The sequence below is a fragment of the Aeromonas sp. R2-4 genome (assembly GCF_040908365.1).
Lineage (GTDB): Bacteria > Pseudomonadota > Gammaproteobacteria > Enterobacterales > Aeromonadaceae > Aeromonas > Aeromonas veronii.
Map to the genome: position 1 here is coordinate 25,076 of NZ_JBFODO010000039.1, position 15,481 is coordinate 40,556.

14 protein-coding genes and 1 tRNA gene are annotated in these 15,481 nt (G+C 59.9%); 6 read left to right on the plus strand and 9 right to left on the minus strand.

The genetic code is table 11. From position 1 onward, the window contains the following. Positions 1 to 47 precede the first annotated feature (47 nt). From AB5Z05_RS14900 to AB5Z05_RS14910, 3 genes are all read right to left on the minus strand, one after another. Positions 48 to 1,844: a M3 family oligoendopeptidase gene (locus AB5Z05_RS14900; protein ID WP_368152074.1), complete on the minus strand. Its 1,797-nt coding sequence runs from the start codon at positions 1,842 to 1,844 to the stop codon at positions 48 to 50. A 123-nt stretch (positions 1,845 to 1,967) separates the two neighbouring features. Continuing rightward, positions 1,968 to 2,888, minus strand: a complete 921-nt coding sequence (locus AB5Z05_RS14905; protein ID WP_128836019.1) for a DUF808 domain-containing protein — start codon at positions 2,886 to 2,888, stop codon at positions 1,968 to 1,970. A 1-nt stretch (position 2,889) separates the two neighbouring features. Then, a complete protein-coding gene (locus tag AB5Z05_RS14910; protein ID WP_021231002.1) occupies positions 2,890 to 3,030 on the minus strand; it encodes a hypothetical protein in 141 nt (46 codons plus the stop codon). A 251-nt stretch (positions 3,031 to 3,281) separates the two neighbouring features. Between AB5Z05_RS14910 and AB5Z05_RS14915 the strand changes: the two genes are divergently transcribed. Further along, a complete protein-coding gene (locus AB5Z05_RS14915; RefSeq protein ID WP_158109329.1) occupies positions 3,282 to 3,884 on the plus strand; it encodes a DUF924 family protein in 603 nt (200 codons plus the stop codon). A gap of 64 nt (positions 3,885 to 3,948) precedes the next feature. On the opposite strand, the gene AB5Z05_RS14920 is transcribed toward AB5Z05_RS14915, so the two are convergent. From AB5Z05_RS14920 to AB5Z05_RS14940, 5 genes are all read right to left on the minus strand, one after another. Continuing rightward, a complete protein-coding gene (locus AB5Z05_RS14920; RefSeq protein ID WP_368152075.1) occupies positions 3,949 to 5,568 on the minus strand; it encodes a methyl-accepting chemotaxis protein in 1,620 nt (539 codons plus the stop codon). 104 nt (positions 5,569 to 5,672) lie between these two features. After that, the gene (locus AB5Z05_RS14925; protein ID WP_005334018.1) at positions 5,673 to 6,932 is read right to left on the minus strand and encodes a dicarboxylate/amino acid:cation symporter; all 1,260 of its coding nucleotides are present in this window, start codon (positions 6,930 to 6,932) and stop codon (positions 5,673 to 5,675) included. A 204-nt stretch (positions 6,933 to 7,136) separates the two neighbouring features. After that, positions 7,137 to 7,568, minus strand: a complete 432-nt coding sequence (locus tag AB5Z05_RS14930; RefSeq protein ID WP_306459285.1) for a hypothetical protein — start codon at positions 7,566 to 7,568, stop codon at positions 7,137 to 7,139. Between the two features lie 216 nt (positions 7,569 to 7,784). Beyond that, a tRNA-Pro gene (locus AB5Z05_RS14935) sits at positions 7,785 to 7,861 on the minus strand. A gap of 112 nt (positions 7,862 to 7,973) precedes the next feature. After that, positions 7,974 to 9,317 carry a dihydroorotase gene (locus tag AB5Z05_RS14940; RefSeq protein WP_075115531.1) on the minus strand — a complete coding sequence of 448 codons (1,344 nt, stop codon included), beginning with the start codon at positions 9,315 to 9,317 and terminating at the stop codon, positions 7,974 to 7,976. 80 nt (positions 9,318 to 9,397) lie between these two features. Here AB5Z05_RS14940 and AB5Z05_RS14945 point away from each other — a divergent pair, with 80 nt between their 5' ends. Then, positions 9,398 to 10,273: a 6-carboxytetrahydropterin synthase gene (locus AB5Z05_RS14945; protein ID WP_042053203.1), complete on the plus strand. Its 876-nt coding sequence runs from the start codon at positions 9,398 to 9,400 to the stop codon at positions 10,271 to 10,273. Positions 10,274 to 10,347: 74 nt separating this feature from the next. Here the strand turns inward: AB5Z05_RS14945 and AB5Z05_RS14950 are convergent, their stop codons facing one another. Next, the gene (locus tag AB5Z05_RS14950; RefSeq protein WP_368152076.1) at positions 10,348 to 12,360 is read right to left on the minus strand and encodes a methyl-accepting chemotaxis protein; all 2,013 of its coding nucleotides are present in this window, start codon (positions 12,358 to 12,360) and stop codon (positions 10,348 to 10,350) included. Positions 12,361 to 12,612: 252 nt separating this feature from the next. Here AB5Z05_RS14950 and hinT point away from each other — a divergent pair, with 252 nt between their 5' ends. The 4 genes from hinT to lpoB all read left to right on the plus strand — a co-directional run bounded on the left by hinT (position 12,613) and on the right by lpoB (position 15,477). Next, entirely contained in the window at positions 12,613 to 12,963 is a 351-nt protein-coding gene (gene hinT / locus AB5Z05_RS14955) for a purine nucleoside phosphoramidase (protein ID WP_005334033.1), read from the plus strand. Beyond that, positions 12,963 to 14,399: a COG3014 family protein gene (locus AB5Z05_RS14960; RefSeq protein ID WP_368152077.1), complete on the plus strand. Its 1,437-nt coding sequence runs from the start codon at positions 12,963 to 12,965 to the stop codon at positions 14,397 to 14,399. Before hinT ends, AB5Z05_RS14960 begins: the two co-directional genes overlap by 1 nt. Positions 14,400 to 14,482: 83 nt before the next feature. Then, on the plus strand, positions 14,483 to 14,881 hold the full coding sequence (locus AB5Z05_RS14965; RefSeq protein WP_005334038.1) for a YcfL family protein: 399 nt from the start codon (positions 14,483 to 14,485) through the stop codon (positions 14,879 to 14,881). Then, positions 14,881 to 15,477, plus strand: a complete 597-nt coding sequence (gene lpoB / locus AB5Z05_RS14970; RefSeq protein ID WP_005334041.1) for a penicillin-binding protein activator LpoB — start codon at positions 14,881 to 14,883, stop codon at positions 15,475 to 15,477. The genes AB5Z05_RS14965 and lpoB overlap by 1 nt, the downstream gene beginning before the upstream one ends. Positions 15,478 to 15,481: the final 4 nt, after the last annotated feature.

Consider the following 15,481-nt stretch of genomic DNA (forward strand, 5'->3'; position numbering starts at 1 on the left):
CAGCGAGACTGTCCGGGGGCCTGTTGTTCATATCACCGCTGACCCAATCAGGCAGGCAACTGTGCGAAGCGTTCTATCGCCTGCGCTACTTGTGCCAGACTCCCCTGCCAGAAGGCGGCCTCACGGATATCCTGCCCCAGATGCTTGGCTACCAGATCTTCGGCGCTCATCCGGCCGGTATCGCGCAACAAGGCGCGATAGGCCTCGGCCACGCCCTCTTCCCCCGCCGCCTTGCGGCTCATCAACTGCTGATAGACCCCGAGGCTGAACAGATAACCGAACAGATAGGGGTAGTTGTAAAAGCCCAGCCCGGCGATGGAGAAGTGCGCCTTGGCCGCCCAGAACATGGGATGATAGCGGGTCAAGCTCCCCTCATACCAGCGCCCCCATGCCTCGTCAGTCAGCGTCTTGAGTCGCTCTGCCGACACATACCCCTGCGCCCGCTCGGCCACCAGCGCCCGCTCGAAATCGAAGCGGGCCGGAATATTGACCAGGAAGGTGGCTGCGCCATCGGCCTCCGCCCAGGCGATGGCCAGCTGCTCTTCCGGGCTTTGCGCCTGCTCGAACAGGGCGCTTCGCACCAGGGTTTCGGCAAAGATGGAGGCGGTCTCCGCCAGCGTCATGGGGTAGCTGCGCTGACTCATCGGCAGATCGCGGATCACCCAGTTGTGCCAGGCGTGACCCAGCTCATGGGCCAGCGTAATGACATTGTCCATAGTGCCGGCATAGGTGACGAAGACCCGCGGCTCGACCGGTTCGGCAAACTTGGTGCAGTAGGCACCGGTGCGGCGATTTGGCGTGGGCGCCGCATCAATCCACCCCTTCTCGGCCATCATACGGGCAAACGCCCCCATCTCGGGATCGAAACGGCTAAAGGCATCGGCAATCAACTCGATCGCCTCCTCGAACGGGATCTCGCGGCTGCTGACGGCCGGAGGCGGCGCAAAGAGATCCTCCGGCCCCAGATCGTCGAGACCAAGGCGCTCGGCCATCAGCTCCAGCGCCCGCTGGCCCAACCCACGGGCTCGCCAGGTTTCGCTCATCAGGGCATCGAGGGTGGCGCGTTCGATATGACTTTGATGGCAGGAGAGATCCAGCGCATCGAGCACACGGGTTTTGCCGCGCTGACGGGCCAGCTCCAACCGCCAGCCGTTGATGGCATTGAGGATGGCGGCCACCGTCTCCTGCTCTCCCTCCCAGCCGGCGCTGATGGCATCGAATGCATCCCTGCGCAGGGAGCGCAACGGGCTGGAGAGCAGATTGCTCGCCTCCGCCAGCCCCATCTCGCGGCCATCGATCACCAGTCGGATCTTGCCCACCAGATCGTTGTAGAGGTTACCCCAGGCGTGCAGACCATCGGTGCCCAGACCTATCACCAGCTGCTCTGCCGCCACCGGCAGACGCTGATCCTGCAATCTGCGTTCGTGACGCAGGCGATACTCCTCCTCGCCAAGCAGGGGATCCGCCATCAACAGACCAAATTCGGCCTCCGGCAGCGCCAGCATCAGGTCTTCCACCGGCGCCAGCGTTTTGAACAGATCGGCATTGAGGGCGCGAGCACGGGATGCCAGCTGCTTGGCCTGGGTATCGCGAGCATCCTGACTGCCGCGGCACGCGGCCAGAATGGCGACGTTCCAGCCGATATGGCGAATATCACGGGCGCGCAGCCGCACTTCCCGCAAAAAATCCAGCAGCGCTGCGTCAGCGTCGCGCACCCCGTCCAGACCTGCCATATAACTGGCCAGATCTTCCAGCGCGTGGCGGGCTGCGCGCATGTCCGCTTCCAGCTCTGGGCTGTCGAGGCCCGGGTAGATATGGTCGTTATTCCACTGTTGTTGATACATAGCTTCTCGCAAAGGCCTTTATCGGGAGGCGCAGCAGACCTGCGGGCAGCAAGCCAGAGACCGAGCGTCCCGCTGGCCAAAAAATGAAGAGAGGAAAAAAGAGAAAATGGCCCGAAAGCTCGCTTATCCCTTGGCCGGGGCAAGACGGCTCACCAGCGTCATCAAGACAACCAGCAGCAGACCCGCCACCACACCGGCCACGGCGTTGAGCAGGGTCGGCGTCACCGCCGCCAGTACGGCCCCTACTGTGGGCAGGGTGGCGACAACAGCGGCTGCACCTTCAATCAGGTGATGGGCAAAGGGCCAGCCATGCACCAGAATGCCACCGCCCACCATGAACATGGCGATGGTACCGACCAGTGCCAGCAGGTGCATCAGACGGGGCGCCGTCACCAACAGTCCCTGCCCCACCGCGCGGCGCAGGGCGCTGCCATCGGGCTTTTGCAGCAGATGCAGACCGATGTCATCGAGCTTGACGATCAGCCCCACCAACCCGTAGACCCCGATGGTCATCAGCAGGGCGATGCCCGCCACTACCGAGAGCTGCAGCGTGAGGCTTGCTCCCTGAACCGTGCCAAGGGCGATGACGATGATCTCGGCAGAGAGAATAAAATCGGTGCGGATCGCTCCCTTCACCTTCTGCTGCTCGAAGGCCACCAGATCATCGGGAATAGGAGCTGTGTGTGCCTCACCCTCGCTCACTTCATGAGGCAGGAACTTGTGGGCCAGCTTCTCGGCCCCCTCAAAGCAGAGGTAAGCGCCTCCCAGCATCAAGAGAGGCGTGATAAGCCAGGGCACCAGGGCACTGATGGCGATGGCGGCGGGCACCAGAATCAGCTTGTTGCGAAATGACCCCTTGGCCACCGCCCACACCACCGGCAACTCCCGCTCGGCGCGCACCCCGGAGACCTGCTCCGCGTTGAGGGCCAGATCATCACCCAACACCCCGGCGGTCTTCTTGGCCGCCATCTTGGTCATCAGCGCCACGTCATCAAGCACGCTGGCGATATCGTCGAGCAGGGCCAACAAACTGGTTCCAGCCATATCAAAGATCCCTTATATCAGTGAGAAACGTCTTCCCGAAAAATGTCTCGCGCTTGTTCACCACGACCTTGGTCATCAGCGCCACGTCATCAAGCACGCTGGCGATATCATCGAGCAGGGCCAATAAACTGGTTCCGGCCATATCAAAGATTCCTTATATCAGTGAGAACAACCCCCGGGAGAGAGGTGTACGTCCCGATAACCACCAAGGTCAACAGGACCACCTCATGGCGATCGCAGGCCATCATCGGCCGAGCCAAAAATCCGGCGCTCGCCATCGGGGGTTACGTCTTTCGGGCAAAAGATGGCACAGTGTAACGAGAAGCCGCCGTTTCGGCAGCACCCCTGAGCCATTTGTTCCTGGTTCCCTCTGAATCACCTCAAGGAGTTCCCATGCAACCCTGGCAACCTCTGATCGATTTCTGGTTTGGCGACGAGGCCGATGATGTCCTGCGGGCCACACGGCAAGCCCCGCTCTGGTGGGGGAAAAGCAGCGAAATGGATGCCCTGCTGGCCAAGCAATTTGGCGCGCAAGCAGAGGCGGCCGCCAACGGGGAGCTGGCCGACTGGGCCGATCTGCACCACGGCAGGCTGGCGCTGATCCTGCTGCTCGACCAGCTGCCCCGCAATATCCATCGCGGCACGCCTGCGGCCTTTGCCCAGGATCCGCTGGCAAGGGATCTCTGCCTGAAAGGGCTATCCATCGGGGCGGACAAATCCCTCTCACCACTGGAGCGGGTCTTCTTCTATCTGCCGCTGGAGCATGCCGAATCCCGCGAACAACAGGCCAGAAGTGTGGCCCTGTTCGAGGCACTCACTGCCGAGCAGGCTGGCACACCGGCGCAGGCGACCTTTGCCGGATTTGCCGACTTTGCCCGCCGCCATCAGGTGATCATCGAACGCTTTGGCCGCTTCCCCCACCGCAACGACATACTCGGTCGCACCAGCACACCGGAAGAGGCGGCATTTTTGCAGCAACCGGGCTCAGGCTTCTAAGCAAGCCATATAAAAAAATCCCCGCCAGCTGGCGGGGATAGCAGATGGATAACAACCGTCGGCGTTACTGAATGCGGTAACGGGATATCTGCTGGTGGATGCTCTCTGTGGTGACATTGAGCTCCTCGGCGGCGGCTGAGGTCTCTTCCGCTGTGCTGCTGGTTTGCTGCACGACCTGAGCAATCTGCTCTACCTGATGAGCGATCGACTCGGCGGCCGAACTCTGCTCGCGGATGGCATTGGTGATCTCGCCCACCTGATCCATCACCCGGTGCGACGCACTGCGGATCTCGGCAATAATGGCGCCACTCTCGGTCGCCATGGTGACCCCCTGGCTCACCTTCTCCTCCACCAGATGCATGCGGGAGACCGTATTGTTCGACTCCTGCTGGATCGCCTCTACGGTGGCGGAGATCTCCTGGGTGGATTGCGCCGTCCGCTCTGCCAGTTTGCGCACCTCATCCGCCACCACCGCAAAGCCACGGCCGGACTCCCCGGCCCTCGCTGCTTCAATGGCCGCGTTCAAGGCCAGCAAGTTGGTCTGCCCCGCCACATCACGGATCACGTTGACCACACCGCCAATGCGCGAAATGCCCTCACCTAGCGCAATGACCTCGGCCGAGGCCTGCCGAATGGAGTCGGCTATCTCGTTGATGGCATGGACGGTGCGCTCGATGGTCCGGCCTCCCTCGGTCGCAAGTTGCCCCGACTCATTGGTGATACGGCTCGTCTCCTGAGTGCGCTGGGAGATATCGGTGATGCTGACCGTCATCTCTTCCACACCGGCGGCGATCAGACTGGTGGCATCATTGGCCTGATTAGCCGAGCTGGCCAGGTGCTGCGCTGCCTGAGAGAGGGATTCGGCAGTGCTCTTGATCTGCAAGCTGCCTACGGAAAATTCGGTAAATGTCTGTTGCAGCGTATCGAGCAGCCGGTTAACCGCATTGAGGGTCAGGCCAATCTCATCCTGCTGTTTCACGTCTGCTCTCAGGGTAAAGTTGAGGTCACGCTGGATCCGGGTCAGGGTATCCATGGCGGTGCGAAGGGGATTGGCCACCTGATTGAACAACCAGACAAACAGCCCCATCGTCAGTACGGTGGCACCACCAGCGATAAACAACAGGGTTTGCAGGCTGCTGTCGTAATTCTCCTGGCCCTGCTTCTTGAGCGCCAGTCCCAAATCCATATTGAAGTTGACGTGAAGCTCGATTGCCTTGGCAAATTGCTTGAACAGTCCGTATGCCTCTCCCGCCAGCATGTCTCTGGCTTCATCATTCTTGTTTTGGCGGGAGAGCTGCAGAACCTTGTCTATCTCCTGATAATATTGCGCGACTATGCGTTGATCATCGTCAGTCAGGCGCCGATCTTCATCATTGGAGAGCATCTCTGCCTTATATTTGTCGAGCAGCGAATTGATCTGTCCCCGTATCTCGGTGATACCCGTTTCAATCTGCTGCATCTTGCTTGAGTCGGTATTGAGCACATGTGTTTGCACCAGCGAGTGCAATTCATAGAAATCGGCCTGTACTTCCTTAATCAGCGAAATACTGGGCACCGTATTGTCCGTCACATAGCTCAAATCACGGTTGCCTGCCCCAAGGCGATTGATACTGAACCAACTGAGAAAAATGAGCGTCAGCATCACCAGCAGCGCTATCAGTTGCAGTCGACGAGCAATATTCATAACCGTACACTCCAGATGGAAACTATCTAGCAGTGTAGACGAGCCATAAACAATAACGGCCCGCATTGGCGGGCCGTTGTTGTTTATTTTTCATGGCTTTGTGATCAGGCTTTGGCTGGCTCACTCTCGCCCAGCGCGACGGTTTCACCCAGACTGTCTTCGGTCTTGGCGACCACGCTGGCGGCGATGGCGTTACCCAGCACGTTGGTGGCTGAACGGCCCATGTCGAGGAAGTGGTCGATCCCCAGCAGCAGCAAGATGCCCGCTTCCGGAATATGGAACTGGTTCAGGGTAGCGGCAATCACCACCAGAGAGGCGCGCGGTACCCCGGCCATCCCCTTGGAGGTGACCATCAGCAGCAGCAGCATGGTGATCTGCTGGGCCATGGAGAGCTCGATACCATACGCCTGGGCGATGAACATCACCGCGAAGGTGCAGTACATCATGGAGCCATCGAGGTTGAAGGAGTAACCCATCGGCAGCACGAAGCTGGCGATACGCTTGTCACAACCGAACTTCTCCAGACGATCCAGAGTCTTCGGATAGGCCGCTTCGGAGCTGGCGGTCGAGAAGGCGAGCAGGATGGGTTCGCGGATCATCGCCAGCAGCTTGATGACGCGACCACGCAGGAAGACGCTGCCCATGGCGATCAGCAGCAGCCAGAGGCAGGCCAGTGCGATATAGAACTGGGCCATAAAGCTGCCGTAAGTGACCAGAATACCCAGCCCCTCTTTGGCCACCATGGCGGCGATGGCGCCAAACACCGCGAACGGCGCAAAGTTCATCACATAACCGGTCACTTTCAGCATGATCTCGGCAGCGCTGGCCATCAGCACCACCACCGGCTTGGCCAGATCGCCGAGCGCGGCGGCAGCCAGACCAAAGAAGAGGGAGAAGACCACGATCTGCAGGATCTCGTTGGTGGCCATCGCCTCGACCACGCTCTTGGGGATGGCGTGGGTCACGAAATCTTTCAGGGTAATGGCACCGGCAGCAATGCCCGAGCTGGCGGTGTCATTGGGCAGGGAGAGCGAGAGACCCACACCCGGCTGCATCAGGGTCACCATCACCAGACCCAGGCTCAGGGACATCAGGGAGGCCAGCATGAACCAGCCGAGGGTCTTGGCACCGATACGACCCACGGTGCGGGTGTCGCCCATCTTGGCGATACCGACCACCAGGGTGGTGAAGACCAGGGGAGCGATGATCATCTTGATCAGTCGCAGGAAGATATCGGTCAGAATCGTGATGTTATTGGCGAAATCCGCAGCCTGATCTGCGGCAAACATCCGATAGCCCTGGCCGGTGAGGATGCCAAACATCATGGAGATGAGGATGGCGACCGTCAGTTTATTCATTTTCATGGGGGAGTCCCGGTTTTGATTGGTGCAAGCCGTAAACAGTGGCGTGGGAGCCACTACAGTCCGTTTTTGTGATCCGAGCCGTTGATTCCTGGCGGCTGGTATGCTGGGAGAATGCCTAAAAGCAGGGGGTAAATCTAGAGGCTTTATCCAGAATTTTATCCTGCCATTAGGTGTATGTGATATGGATCTTGCAAACCACCAATATTAATCACTGTTTATTTTGATTTCGGCGAGATATTTCGCATTAAGAGTTCGCTCATCGAGTGCCCGTGGCAACAGGCGAAAAGTGAGCAGCGCCGAGATGGTATGCTGCACCTGCATCTGGGCCATAAAGAGATCCGGCTCATCCTCGTCAAAGCCGAAGATCGGCCGTGATGGGGACACCCTGACGGCATCGCGGTTAATGGTCAGCTCATCGACCTTGAGCCAGGAGTAACCCTCTGCCAGTGCCAGCTCCCCTGCCCGCTTGAACACATATTTGCGGGCGGTCTCCCTGTCCACCAGATCGTTGCCGACAAACTCCAGCTGCCACTTGTCCGAGCCAAGCCGGGTCTGGGAGAAACCGGTCTGGCCATTCCAGAATGACTTTTCACTCTCGTAAGGGGTGGCGCAGCCCACCAGCAGCAGGGTGAGCATCAGCAGACAACAGGGTTTAGATACGGATGCAGACACGAGAGGCCTCGCCAGGCAAATGAGCAACAGAGTCGTTACTACACCATAAAGCGCGGTGGCAGCACAATCTGCTCACGCCAGCAGCGACCAGCGTGCATCACCACTGGCTTCACGCCTGTGCGGCGAATCGCAGGCAAAAGAAAAGGCCTTGTCGTTTGACAAGGCCTTTACCGGGGAATTTGGTCGGTGTGAGAGGATTCGAACCTCCGACCCTCTACACCCCATGCAGATGCGCTACCTGGCTGCGCTACACACCGACGGAGTCAGCTCGGCTGACGGGGGCAGAGTTTATGGAGATGACCCTGCCCTGTCAACAGGGAAACGCCGCCAATTCCTAAGCCACTGTGCGTTCGCCTGCTTTACGAACAATCAGCGGTTAAAGGTCAGCCGCTTGCCCAGGATCTGGTCAGTCACCTGCCCGTTTTGCCAGGCGATCTGGCCGTTCACCAGCGTCATCTCCACCGTGCTGTGGAAGCGGTAGCCGTTGAAAGGCGACCAGCCACAGTGGTAGAGGATGTTGTCATCGTTGACCACATAGGGCTTGCCCAGATCCAGCAGCACCAGATCGGCGAAATACCCCTCGCGGATATAACCGCGATCCTGCACCTGGAAGCGCTCGGCCACCGCATGGGAGGTCTTCTTGACGATAGTCTCCAGGGTAAACACGCCGTTGTGGTAGAGCTCCAGCAGCGCCTGCAAAGAGTGCTGCACCAGCGGCACACCGGACGGCGCCTTGAAGTAGCTGTTCTGCTTCTCTTCCCAGGTGTGGGGCGCGTGGTCGGTGGCGATGATGTCGAGCACGTCGTTGCGTACCGCATCCAGCAGCGCCTGCTGGTCGGCGGCACTCTTCACCGCAGGGTTGCACTTGATCAGGCTGCCCTGGGTCTCGTAATCGGCTTCATTGAAGAAGAGGTGGTGAACGCACACCTCGGCTGTGATGTTCTTGTCCTTCAGCTCGCTCAGGTCGTGGCTGGCGGTAAACAGCGACAGCTCCTTGGCCGAGGTCAGATGCAGCACATGCAGCTTGGCACCGTATTTTTTCGCCAACGCCACCGCCATGCTGGAGGATTTGTAGCACGCCTCGTCACTGCGAATGCGGCCGTGCTCGCCCATCGGCACATTCTCGCCCCACTTGGCCCGCGCCGCCTCTTCCGCCTTGGCGATGGTCGGGGTGTCTTCGCAGTGGGTGACGATCATCACCGGACTTTCGCGGAAGATGGCCGCCAGGGTCTCCTGATTGTCCACCAGCATGTTGCCGGTCGAGGAGCCCATAAACACCTTGACCCCGCAGGACTGCTTGGGGTCGAGACGCTTGATCTCTGCAAGGTTGTCGTTGGTGGCACCGAGATAGAAGCTGTAGTTGGCAACGGAGGAGTTGGCGGCGATCTGGTATTTGGCTTCGAGGGCGTCGAGGGTGGTGGTCTGGGGATTGACGTTGGGCATTTCCATGAAACTGGTGGTGCCACCGGCGACGGCGGCGCGGGATTCGCTGGCAATAGTCCCCTTGTGGGTCAATCCCGGCTCCCGGAAGTGGACCTGATCATCGATCATTCCGGGGATGAGATGGCGACCTGCGGCATCGATCACCAGCGCATCGGGCGCCTCGATATCCGGGGCGATGCGGGCAATCCGTTCCCCCTCGATCAACACATCGGAGGCATAGATACGGCCTTCGTTGACCAGGGTGGCATTCTTGATAAGCAGTTTGTTCATGGGGGGTTCCAGTTCCTTTGCCGATAATCGCGGGTCATAATAGCGCAAAACTGCCCTTTCTCTGTAGCAAGGCCTGACTGATGAAGTTATTTGTAAGAGATTTGACCGTGATCGACTCCAGCTACCTGTGCGAACGCCGCGGCATGGTGGGTGAGAGCTGGCTGGTAGATATCGAAATGAGCGGTGAGCTCAACGAAATGAGCATGCTGCTGGACTTTGGCCGGGTAAAGAAGCTGATCAAATCGATCATCGATGAAGAGGTGGACCACAAGCTGCTGGTGCCGACCGAGTGCCCGCTGATCCACGTCGAGACACTGGATGGTGACGAAAGCACAGTGGATCTGCTGCGCCCGGGTCGCTCCATCCATCTGCGCTGCCCATCCCAGGGCTTTGCCTTTATCCCGGCTCCGCAAGTTGATAAAGAGTCGGTGACCCGCTACCTGCTGGCGGTACTGGCCAAACGGCTGCCGGGCAATATCAAGGATCTCTCCCTGACCCTGCGTCAGGAGGCGATCACCGGTGCCTTCTACCACTACAGCCACGGCCTGAAAAAGCACGATGGCAACTGCCAGCGCATCGCCCACGGCCACCGCTCTCCCATCGAGATCCACGTCGATGGCGAGCGCGACCAGGAGCTTGAGCTCAACTGGGCCGAACGCTGGGGCGATATCTACCTCGGCACCGAGGAGGACAAGGTGGCGCTGACCGAGCTCGCTTTGAGCCCCCGTGCCAATGCCCAGCTTGGCGAGCATCACTGCGGCTTCAAATATGTGGCGCCGCAAGGGCTGTTCCAGCTGGCCATCCCCACCGCCGAGGTGGAGATGATCGACACCGACACCACGGTCGAGCTGCTGGCCTGCTACATCGCTCGCGAAGTGAAGAAGATGGTGGGCGACAAGTTCGTCAAGATTGTCGCCTATGAAGGGGTCGGCAAGGGCGCGATTGCCTACGCCTGATCCCCTTCTTGCCACTGCCGCAATAAAGAGAAGGCCCCGCATCTGCGGGGCCTTGTTGTTTCAACTCTCGACCATCAGGCACTGAGGCGGAAGCGCTTGACCAGGCTCTCCTGCTGCTCGGCAAGGGAGTCCAGCTGCTGGCTGGTCTCGGCTACCCGCTCGATCCCCTGATAGTTGAGATCCGAGATATCGGAAATGCGGTTGAGGTTGGTGGCGATATCGGCGCTGGTGGCCTGCTGCTGCTCGGCGGCAGAGGCGATCTGGCTCGACATGTCGCTGATCAGCACCACAATTCCCTGCACCTCCTCCATGGCATTGTTGGCGTGAGAGCTCTGATCCACGCAGCTGTCCATCTCGCGAGAGCACTCCTGCATTACGGTCACTGCCTTGGCAACCCCCTGCTGCAGGTTCTCGATCATGGTCTGGATCTCGCTGGTGGACTGGGCGGTACGACCCGCCAGACTGCGCACCTCATCCGCCACCACCGCAAAACCGCGCCCCTGCTCGCCGGCCCGCGCCGCTTCAATGGCGGCGTTGAGGGCCAGCAGGTTGGTCTGCTCGGCGATGCCGCGAATGACATCGAGGATGTTGCCGATCTGGCTGCTCATGGCACTCACATCACCAATCACCTTGCCGGTCTGTTGCAGTTTGCCCGCAAGTTGATGAGTGGTGGTGATATTGCCTGCCATCACCTTGCGCCCCATCTCGGAGGCCTTCTCCACATCCTGCACCCGCTCCAGGGTCTGGTTGGCGGCCTGCGCTACCTCCCGCACCGAAGCTTCCATCTGGGTCATGGCGGCGGCGACCGAGGCGGTCTCCTGCCGCTGTTTCTCCAGATCCGCCCGCACTGATTCGGTGGTGTGGCGATTGCCGTGGGCGGCATCGTTAAGCTGGGCAGACGCTTGTGAAAGCTGTGCCAGCACCTCCCCCATCTGGGCAATCAGCAGGTTGATCTGGCTGCCCAGCTGACCAAATTCGTTCTTGCTGCGAAAACCGATGCGCTGGGTCATGTCGCCCTGGGTCACTTCGGTCAGCACCCGCAGCAGTTCCCTGAGCGGACGGCGAATGGCCTTGCCCAGGGTATAAGCCACCAGCATGGCGATCAGGATGGCGACTACGATGCTGGTTCCCTGTGTCAGGGTGCTCTGGCTCTGTGTGGCTTTGGCGTGCTGAATGCTTTGACTCATCAGCTGCTGACTCTGGCCGGTGATCCGCTCAAGCTGGTTCTGGATCTCGACGATCAGGGCGCTCGCCTGCTTGCTCTTCTCCCGCATCTGTTCCTGCTGCTTCATCAGCGCCAGATACTGGGAGAGCACGCCTTCACTTGCGGTGGTGTCGCGCACAAATCCGTGAACATAGTGGCCCATGTCGTTCTCGAAGTTCTTCAGCTCCCCCTGCAGATCCTTGATGGTGCTGTTGAACCCCTCGATCTGCATCTTGTTGCGCTTGAGCGCCCCTTCGATGGGAGCCGGAATGGTCTGATTGAGGGCGTCCATGGTGGAGAGTTCGATGGCGGAGAGCTTGGTGGTCAGGGTCTCGGAGAGCATCTTGATAAAGCTGTCGTCGATGGTGACCATCATGTCACCCAGACTCTTCTTGAACTGGGGCAGACTGACCTGAAACTGCCCCTTGGCCAGATTGACCTTGTGCAGCCGGGTGAGCAGCGCCTCGTGTTCGCCGGGCAGGGTATCGGTCAGTTGCAGGTAGCTGTCGACCTGCTGGCTGAGGCTGCTCATCTCCCCTTGCAGTTCGGGGTGGTGGGCCACCTGCTGGCGCAAGACGTCGAGGCTCTTGCCCACCGCAGCCTTGGCCTGTTTCAGTTCGGCCACTTCGGCTGGCAGCTGTTTGAGGTCCTGCTCGGTGAGCACATCCCCCAGCCACTTGTTGGCGCTGAGCAGGGTGATCTGGGTCTGGCTGCTGGCAATCACCAGCGGCATAGACTGCTGGGTCACCTGCTCCAGTGCGTTCCCCAGGGTCTCCTGACTACGAAATGTGAGCAGTGAACTGGCCACCATCACGGCCACCAGGATCGCGAAGCCAAGGTAGACTCGCTGCAAGATGGAGAGATCCGACATTGTTTGTTTCATTATTGTCCCGCTGTATATGCAAAAGTCCCTTGCCTGAGTACCCCGTCCTTTTGATACCCTGCAGACCACCCTGAACAGGCGCTGCAGATGACGTCCCTCTGGCTATCGGTATTTTTAACAATAACTGAAGGGAATGGGACATCAGCTGTGTCAAATGTCGGCTTGTGTCACACTTGGCGTGCTGCTCGCCCCCCTTTCGGGAGCCGCTTGGGGTTCTAGTTCAATTTTCTGTTTCATATAAGGGAGTTAGCCATGGCGCAAGAAACCATTTTCAGCAAAATTATCCGTAAAGAGATCCCCGCCGACATCCTTTATCAAGACGATCTGGTCACCGCATTCCGGGATATCCAGCCCAAGGCCAAGACCCATATTCTGATCATCCCCAATGTGCTGATCCCCACCGTCAATGACGTGGAAGCCGAACATGAACTGGCCCTTGGCCGGATGTTCACCGTGGCCCGCAAATTGGCCGCCGAGGCTGGCATCGCCGAAGATGGCTACCGCCTCATCATGAACTGCAACCGCCACGGCGGGCAGGAGGTCTACCATATCCACATGCATCTGGTCGGTGGCCAGCCGCTGGGGCCGCTGCTCAGCCTGTAATGAATCGCCACGCCTCAACCTGCCGCAGCGCCCTGTTGCTCTGCGGCTCCCTGCTGTTGCTGGGAGGCTGCGCCTCCCGCTGGCAGGATATGTTCGTCTCCTACTCCGATCAGATGGTGCCCCTGCGCAACCAGCTGCTACTGGGCCATGCCGCCGAGGCGCTGCCCGAGGTGCGTGACTCCACCCTTGGGGATGACACCTTTGTGCTGGATCGGCTCGAACAGGGGCGTATTGCCTGGCTGGCGGGTCAGGATGCGGGCAGCAAGCAGGCGTTCACAGCCGCCGACAGCCGCCTTCAGTGGGAAGACAATCAGGCCGAATACCGGCTAAGCCACGGTCTGGATCAGGTGGGCAGTCTGCTCACCAACGATCAGTCGATGGCCTATCTCACTCCCGATTACGAACGCACCATGCTGCACCACTATCTGGCCCTCAACTACCTGCAACGGGGTGATGCCGATGGCGCCCTGGTGGAGGTGCGCCGAGCCAATCAGGTGCAGGAGCAGGCCCTGAAACGGCGAGCCGATGAGGTGCGCAAGGCGAAGGATGAGAGCGAAGAGGCCGAAGCAGAAGGCGAGATGCGCCAGCTGATGTCGCGCGGCGCACCGGATCTTGACCGGTTGATCGGCAAGGTCAAAAACGGTTTTCAGAACGCCTACACCTTCTATTTTTCCGCCGTGCTCTATGAGGCGGCTGGGGATCTCAACGATGCCTGGGTCGACTATCAGCGCGGCTACCAGATAGCGCCGGACAACCGCAGCCTGCAAGATGCCTTGCTGCGTCTGGCGCGGCTGCGTGGCTCACCGGACGAGATCCGCGAGACCGAGAAAAAGATAGGCCGCAAAGCGCCGCCGCTTGCAAAAGATCAAGGCCAACTGGTGGTGCTGTTTGAAGATGGTTTGATCCCGGCACGGCGCGAACTGTTTCTGCCGCTCCCCATCTCCACCTCCCGCGGCGATTTTCGCACCTTTACCGTCGCCATCCCCTATTACGATAATCGGGCCAGCGATACGGGGCCGCTCACGGTCACGCTCGGCAAGCGGGTCGAGCAGACCAGCGAGCTGGTCAGGCTGGAAGCACTGGCCGCCAAAGATCTGCAGGAGCGGCTGCCCGGCATGCTGACCCGCCAGGCGCTGCGACTGGTGGCCAAGGAGCAGATGCGCCGCACCGCCGCCAAAGAGGGAGGGGATGTGGGCAATATTCTGGTGGGGATCTTCAACACCCTCTCGGAGCGGGCCGATACCCGCAGCTGGCTGACGCTGCCAGCTCAGGCATCGAGCTGGCAGGGAATAGTGCCGGCAGGTGACATCAATCTCACCCTGGGCGCGGGGGCCGCGCAGCGGCAATTGCCGCTCACCATCCACAAGGGACGCACCACCCTGGTCTGGGTACAGCGCCTCGGCGCCGGTCTGACCACCCGGGTGATGCCGCTCTGAGCAGATGGCGAAGAGAGATGAGCAAGACCATTAACGGGCAGCCTCCCAGTGCTGCCCCAATCCCTCCAATCAAGGAGAGCAAGATGAAAGCATACGGGTTGGCCCTCGGGCTCGCGCTGCTGCTGACCGGCTGCGCCACCAACACCTCCGGCGTGGCGCTCTATGGCCCGGCGGGCGGTGCTCCCACGCTAGAGCAGCATCAAAACGTCAACGTCACCCTGACCGAGCTGAGCCGCCGCCAGCAAAATGGCCTGCTGCAGGTCAATGTGGCCGCTGCCAGCACCCAGCGCGGCGATAACAAGCTGCAATATATCTTCTATTGGTATGATGAGGCTGGTCAGGAGGTCGCCAGCGATGGCCGCGGCTGGACCCCCATCAAGCTGCATGGCTATCAGACCCGCACCCTCTCGGCCCTGGCGCCCAGCCCGGCGGCGCAGGGTTACCGGATTTACGTACGCGAAGTGATTGAGGAATCCTACTGATGAAAATGAATCATGCCCTGCTGATATTGACCTCTGCATTGCTCTTGGGCGGCTGCTCCAGCACCACCGTCAGCTATGGCGATCCCACTGAAACCGAAACCGTCACCGTCGATTACGGCTCAAGCGACCTGCAGGCCATCGCCGACAAGATGGCGGACTCCATGCTCGCCTCCCCTGCCACCAGCGAGATCACCGCAGGCGGTCGTCCGGTGATGTTTATGGACTCTATCCGCAACAAGACCTCCGAGCACATCGATACCGAAGCCATCACCGATACCATCCGCACCAAGTTGCTGCGGGCCGGCAAGTTCCGCTTCGTCGACATGAGCAAGGTGGCCGCCGTCAAGCAGCAGCTCGAATACCAGCAGAGCAGCGGCATGGTAGATCCTGCCTCCATGGTGCGTCTGGGCAAGCAGACTGGTGCCCGCTACATGGTCTATGGCAACCTCGCCAGCATCGTCAAGGACAATGGCAAGGTGAAAGATGTCTACTACCAGATGACCATGAACCTGATGGATCTGCAAAACGGCGAACTGCTGTGGGCCGATCAGAAAGAGATCCGCAAACAGGCGAAGAAATCCACCTTTGGCTGGTAACAAG

What these genes read in the sequence shown, in the direction of transcription:
- lpoB (WP_005334041.1), top strand. Translation starts at nt 14,881, where the DNA reads ATGAAAATGAATCATGCCCTGCTGATATTGACCTCTGCATTGCTCTTG.
- AB5Z05_RS14945 (WP_042053203.1), top strand. Translation starts at nt 9,398, where the DNA reads ATGAAGTTATTTGTAAGAGATTTGACCGTGATCGACTCCAGCTACCTG.
- hinT (WP_005334033.1), top strand. Translation starts at nt 12,613, where the DNA reads ATGGCGCAAGAAACCATTTTCAGCAAAATTATCCGTAAAGAGATCCCC.
- AB5Z05_RS14930 (WP_306459285.1), bottom strand. Translation starts at nt 7,568, where the DNA reads ATGCTCACCCTGCTGCTGGTGGGCTGCGCCACCCCTTACGAGAGTGAA.
- AB5Z05_RS14940 (WP_075115531.1), bottom strand. Translation starts at nt 9,317, where the DNA reads ATGAACAAACTGCTTATCAAGAATGCCACCCTGGTCAACGAAGGCCGT.
- AB5Z05_RS14960 (WP_368152077.1), top strand. Translation starts at nt 12,963, where the DNA reads ATGAATCGCCACGCCTCAACCTGCCGCAGCGCCCTGTTGCTCTGCGGC.
- AB5Z05_RS14900 (WP_368152074.1), bottom strand. Translation starts at nt 1,844, where the DNA reads ATGTATCAACAACAGTGGAATAACGACCATATCTACCCGGGCCTCGAC.
- AB5Z05_RS14925 (WP_005334018.1), bottom strand. Translation starts at nt 6,932, where the DNA reads ATGAAAATGAATAAACTGACGGTCGCCATCCTCATCTCCATGATGTTT.
- AB5Z05_RS14950 (WP_368152076.1), bottom strand. Translation starts at nt 12,360, where the DNA reads ATGAAACAAACAATGTCGGATCTCTCCATCTTGCAGCGAGTCTACCTT.
- AB5Z05_RS14910 (WP_021231002.1), bottom strand. Translation starts at nt 3,030, where the DNA reads ATGGCCGGAACCAGTTTATTGGCCCTGCTCGATGATATCGCCAGCGTG.
- AB5Z05_RS14905 (WP_128836019.1), bottom strand. Translation starts at nt 2,888, where the DNA reads ATGGCTGGAACCAGTTTGTTGGCCCTGCTCGACGATATCGCCAGCGTG.
- AB5Z05_RS14915 (WP_158109329.1), top strand. Translation starts at nt 3,282, where the DNA reads ATGCAACCCTGGCAACCTCTGATCGATTTCTGGTTTGGCGACGAGGCC.
- AB5Z05_RS14965 (WP_005334038.1), top strand. Translation starts at nt 14,483, where the DNA reads ATGAAAGCATACGGGTTGGCCCTCGGGCTCGCGCTGCTGCTGACCGGC.
- AB5Z05_RS14920 (WP_368152075.1), bottom strand. Translation starts at nt 5,568, where the DNA reads ATGAATATTGCTCGTCGACTGCAACTGATAGCGCTGCTGGTGATGCTG.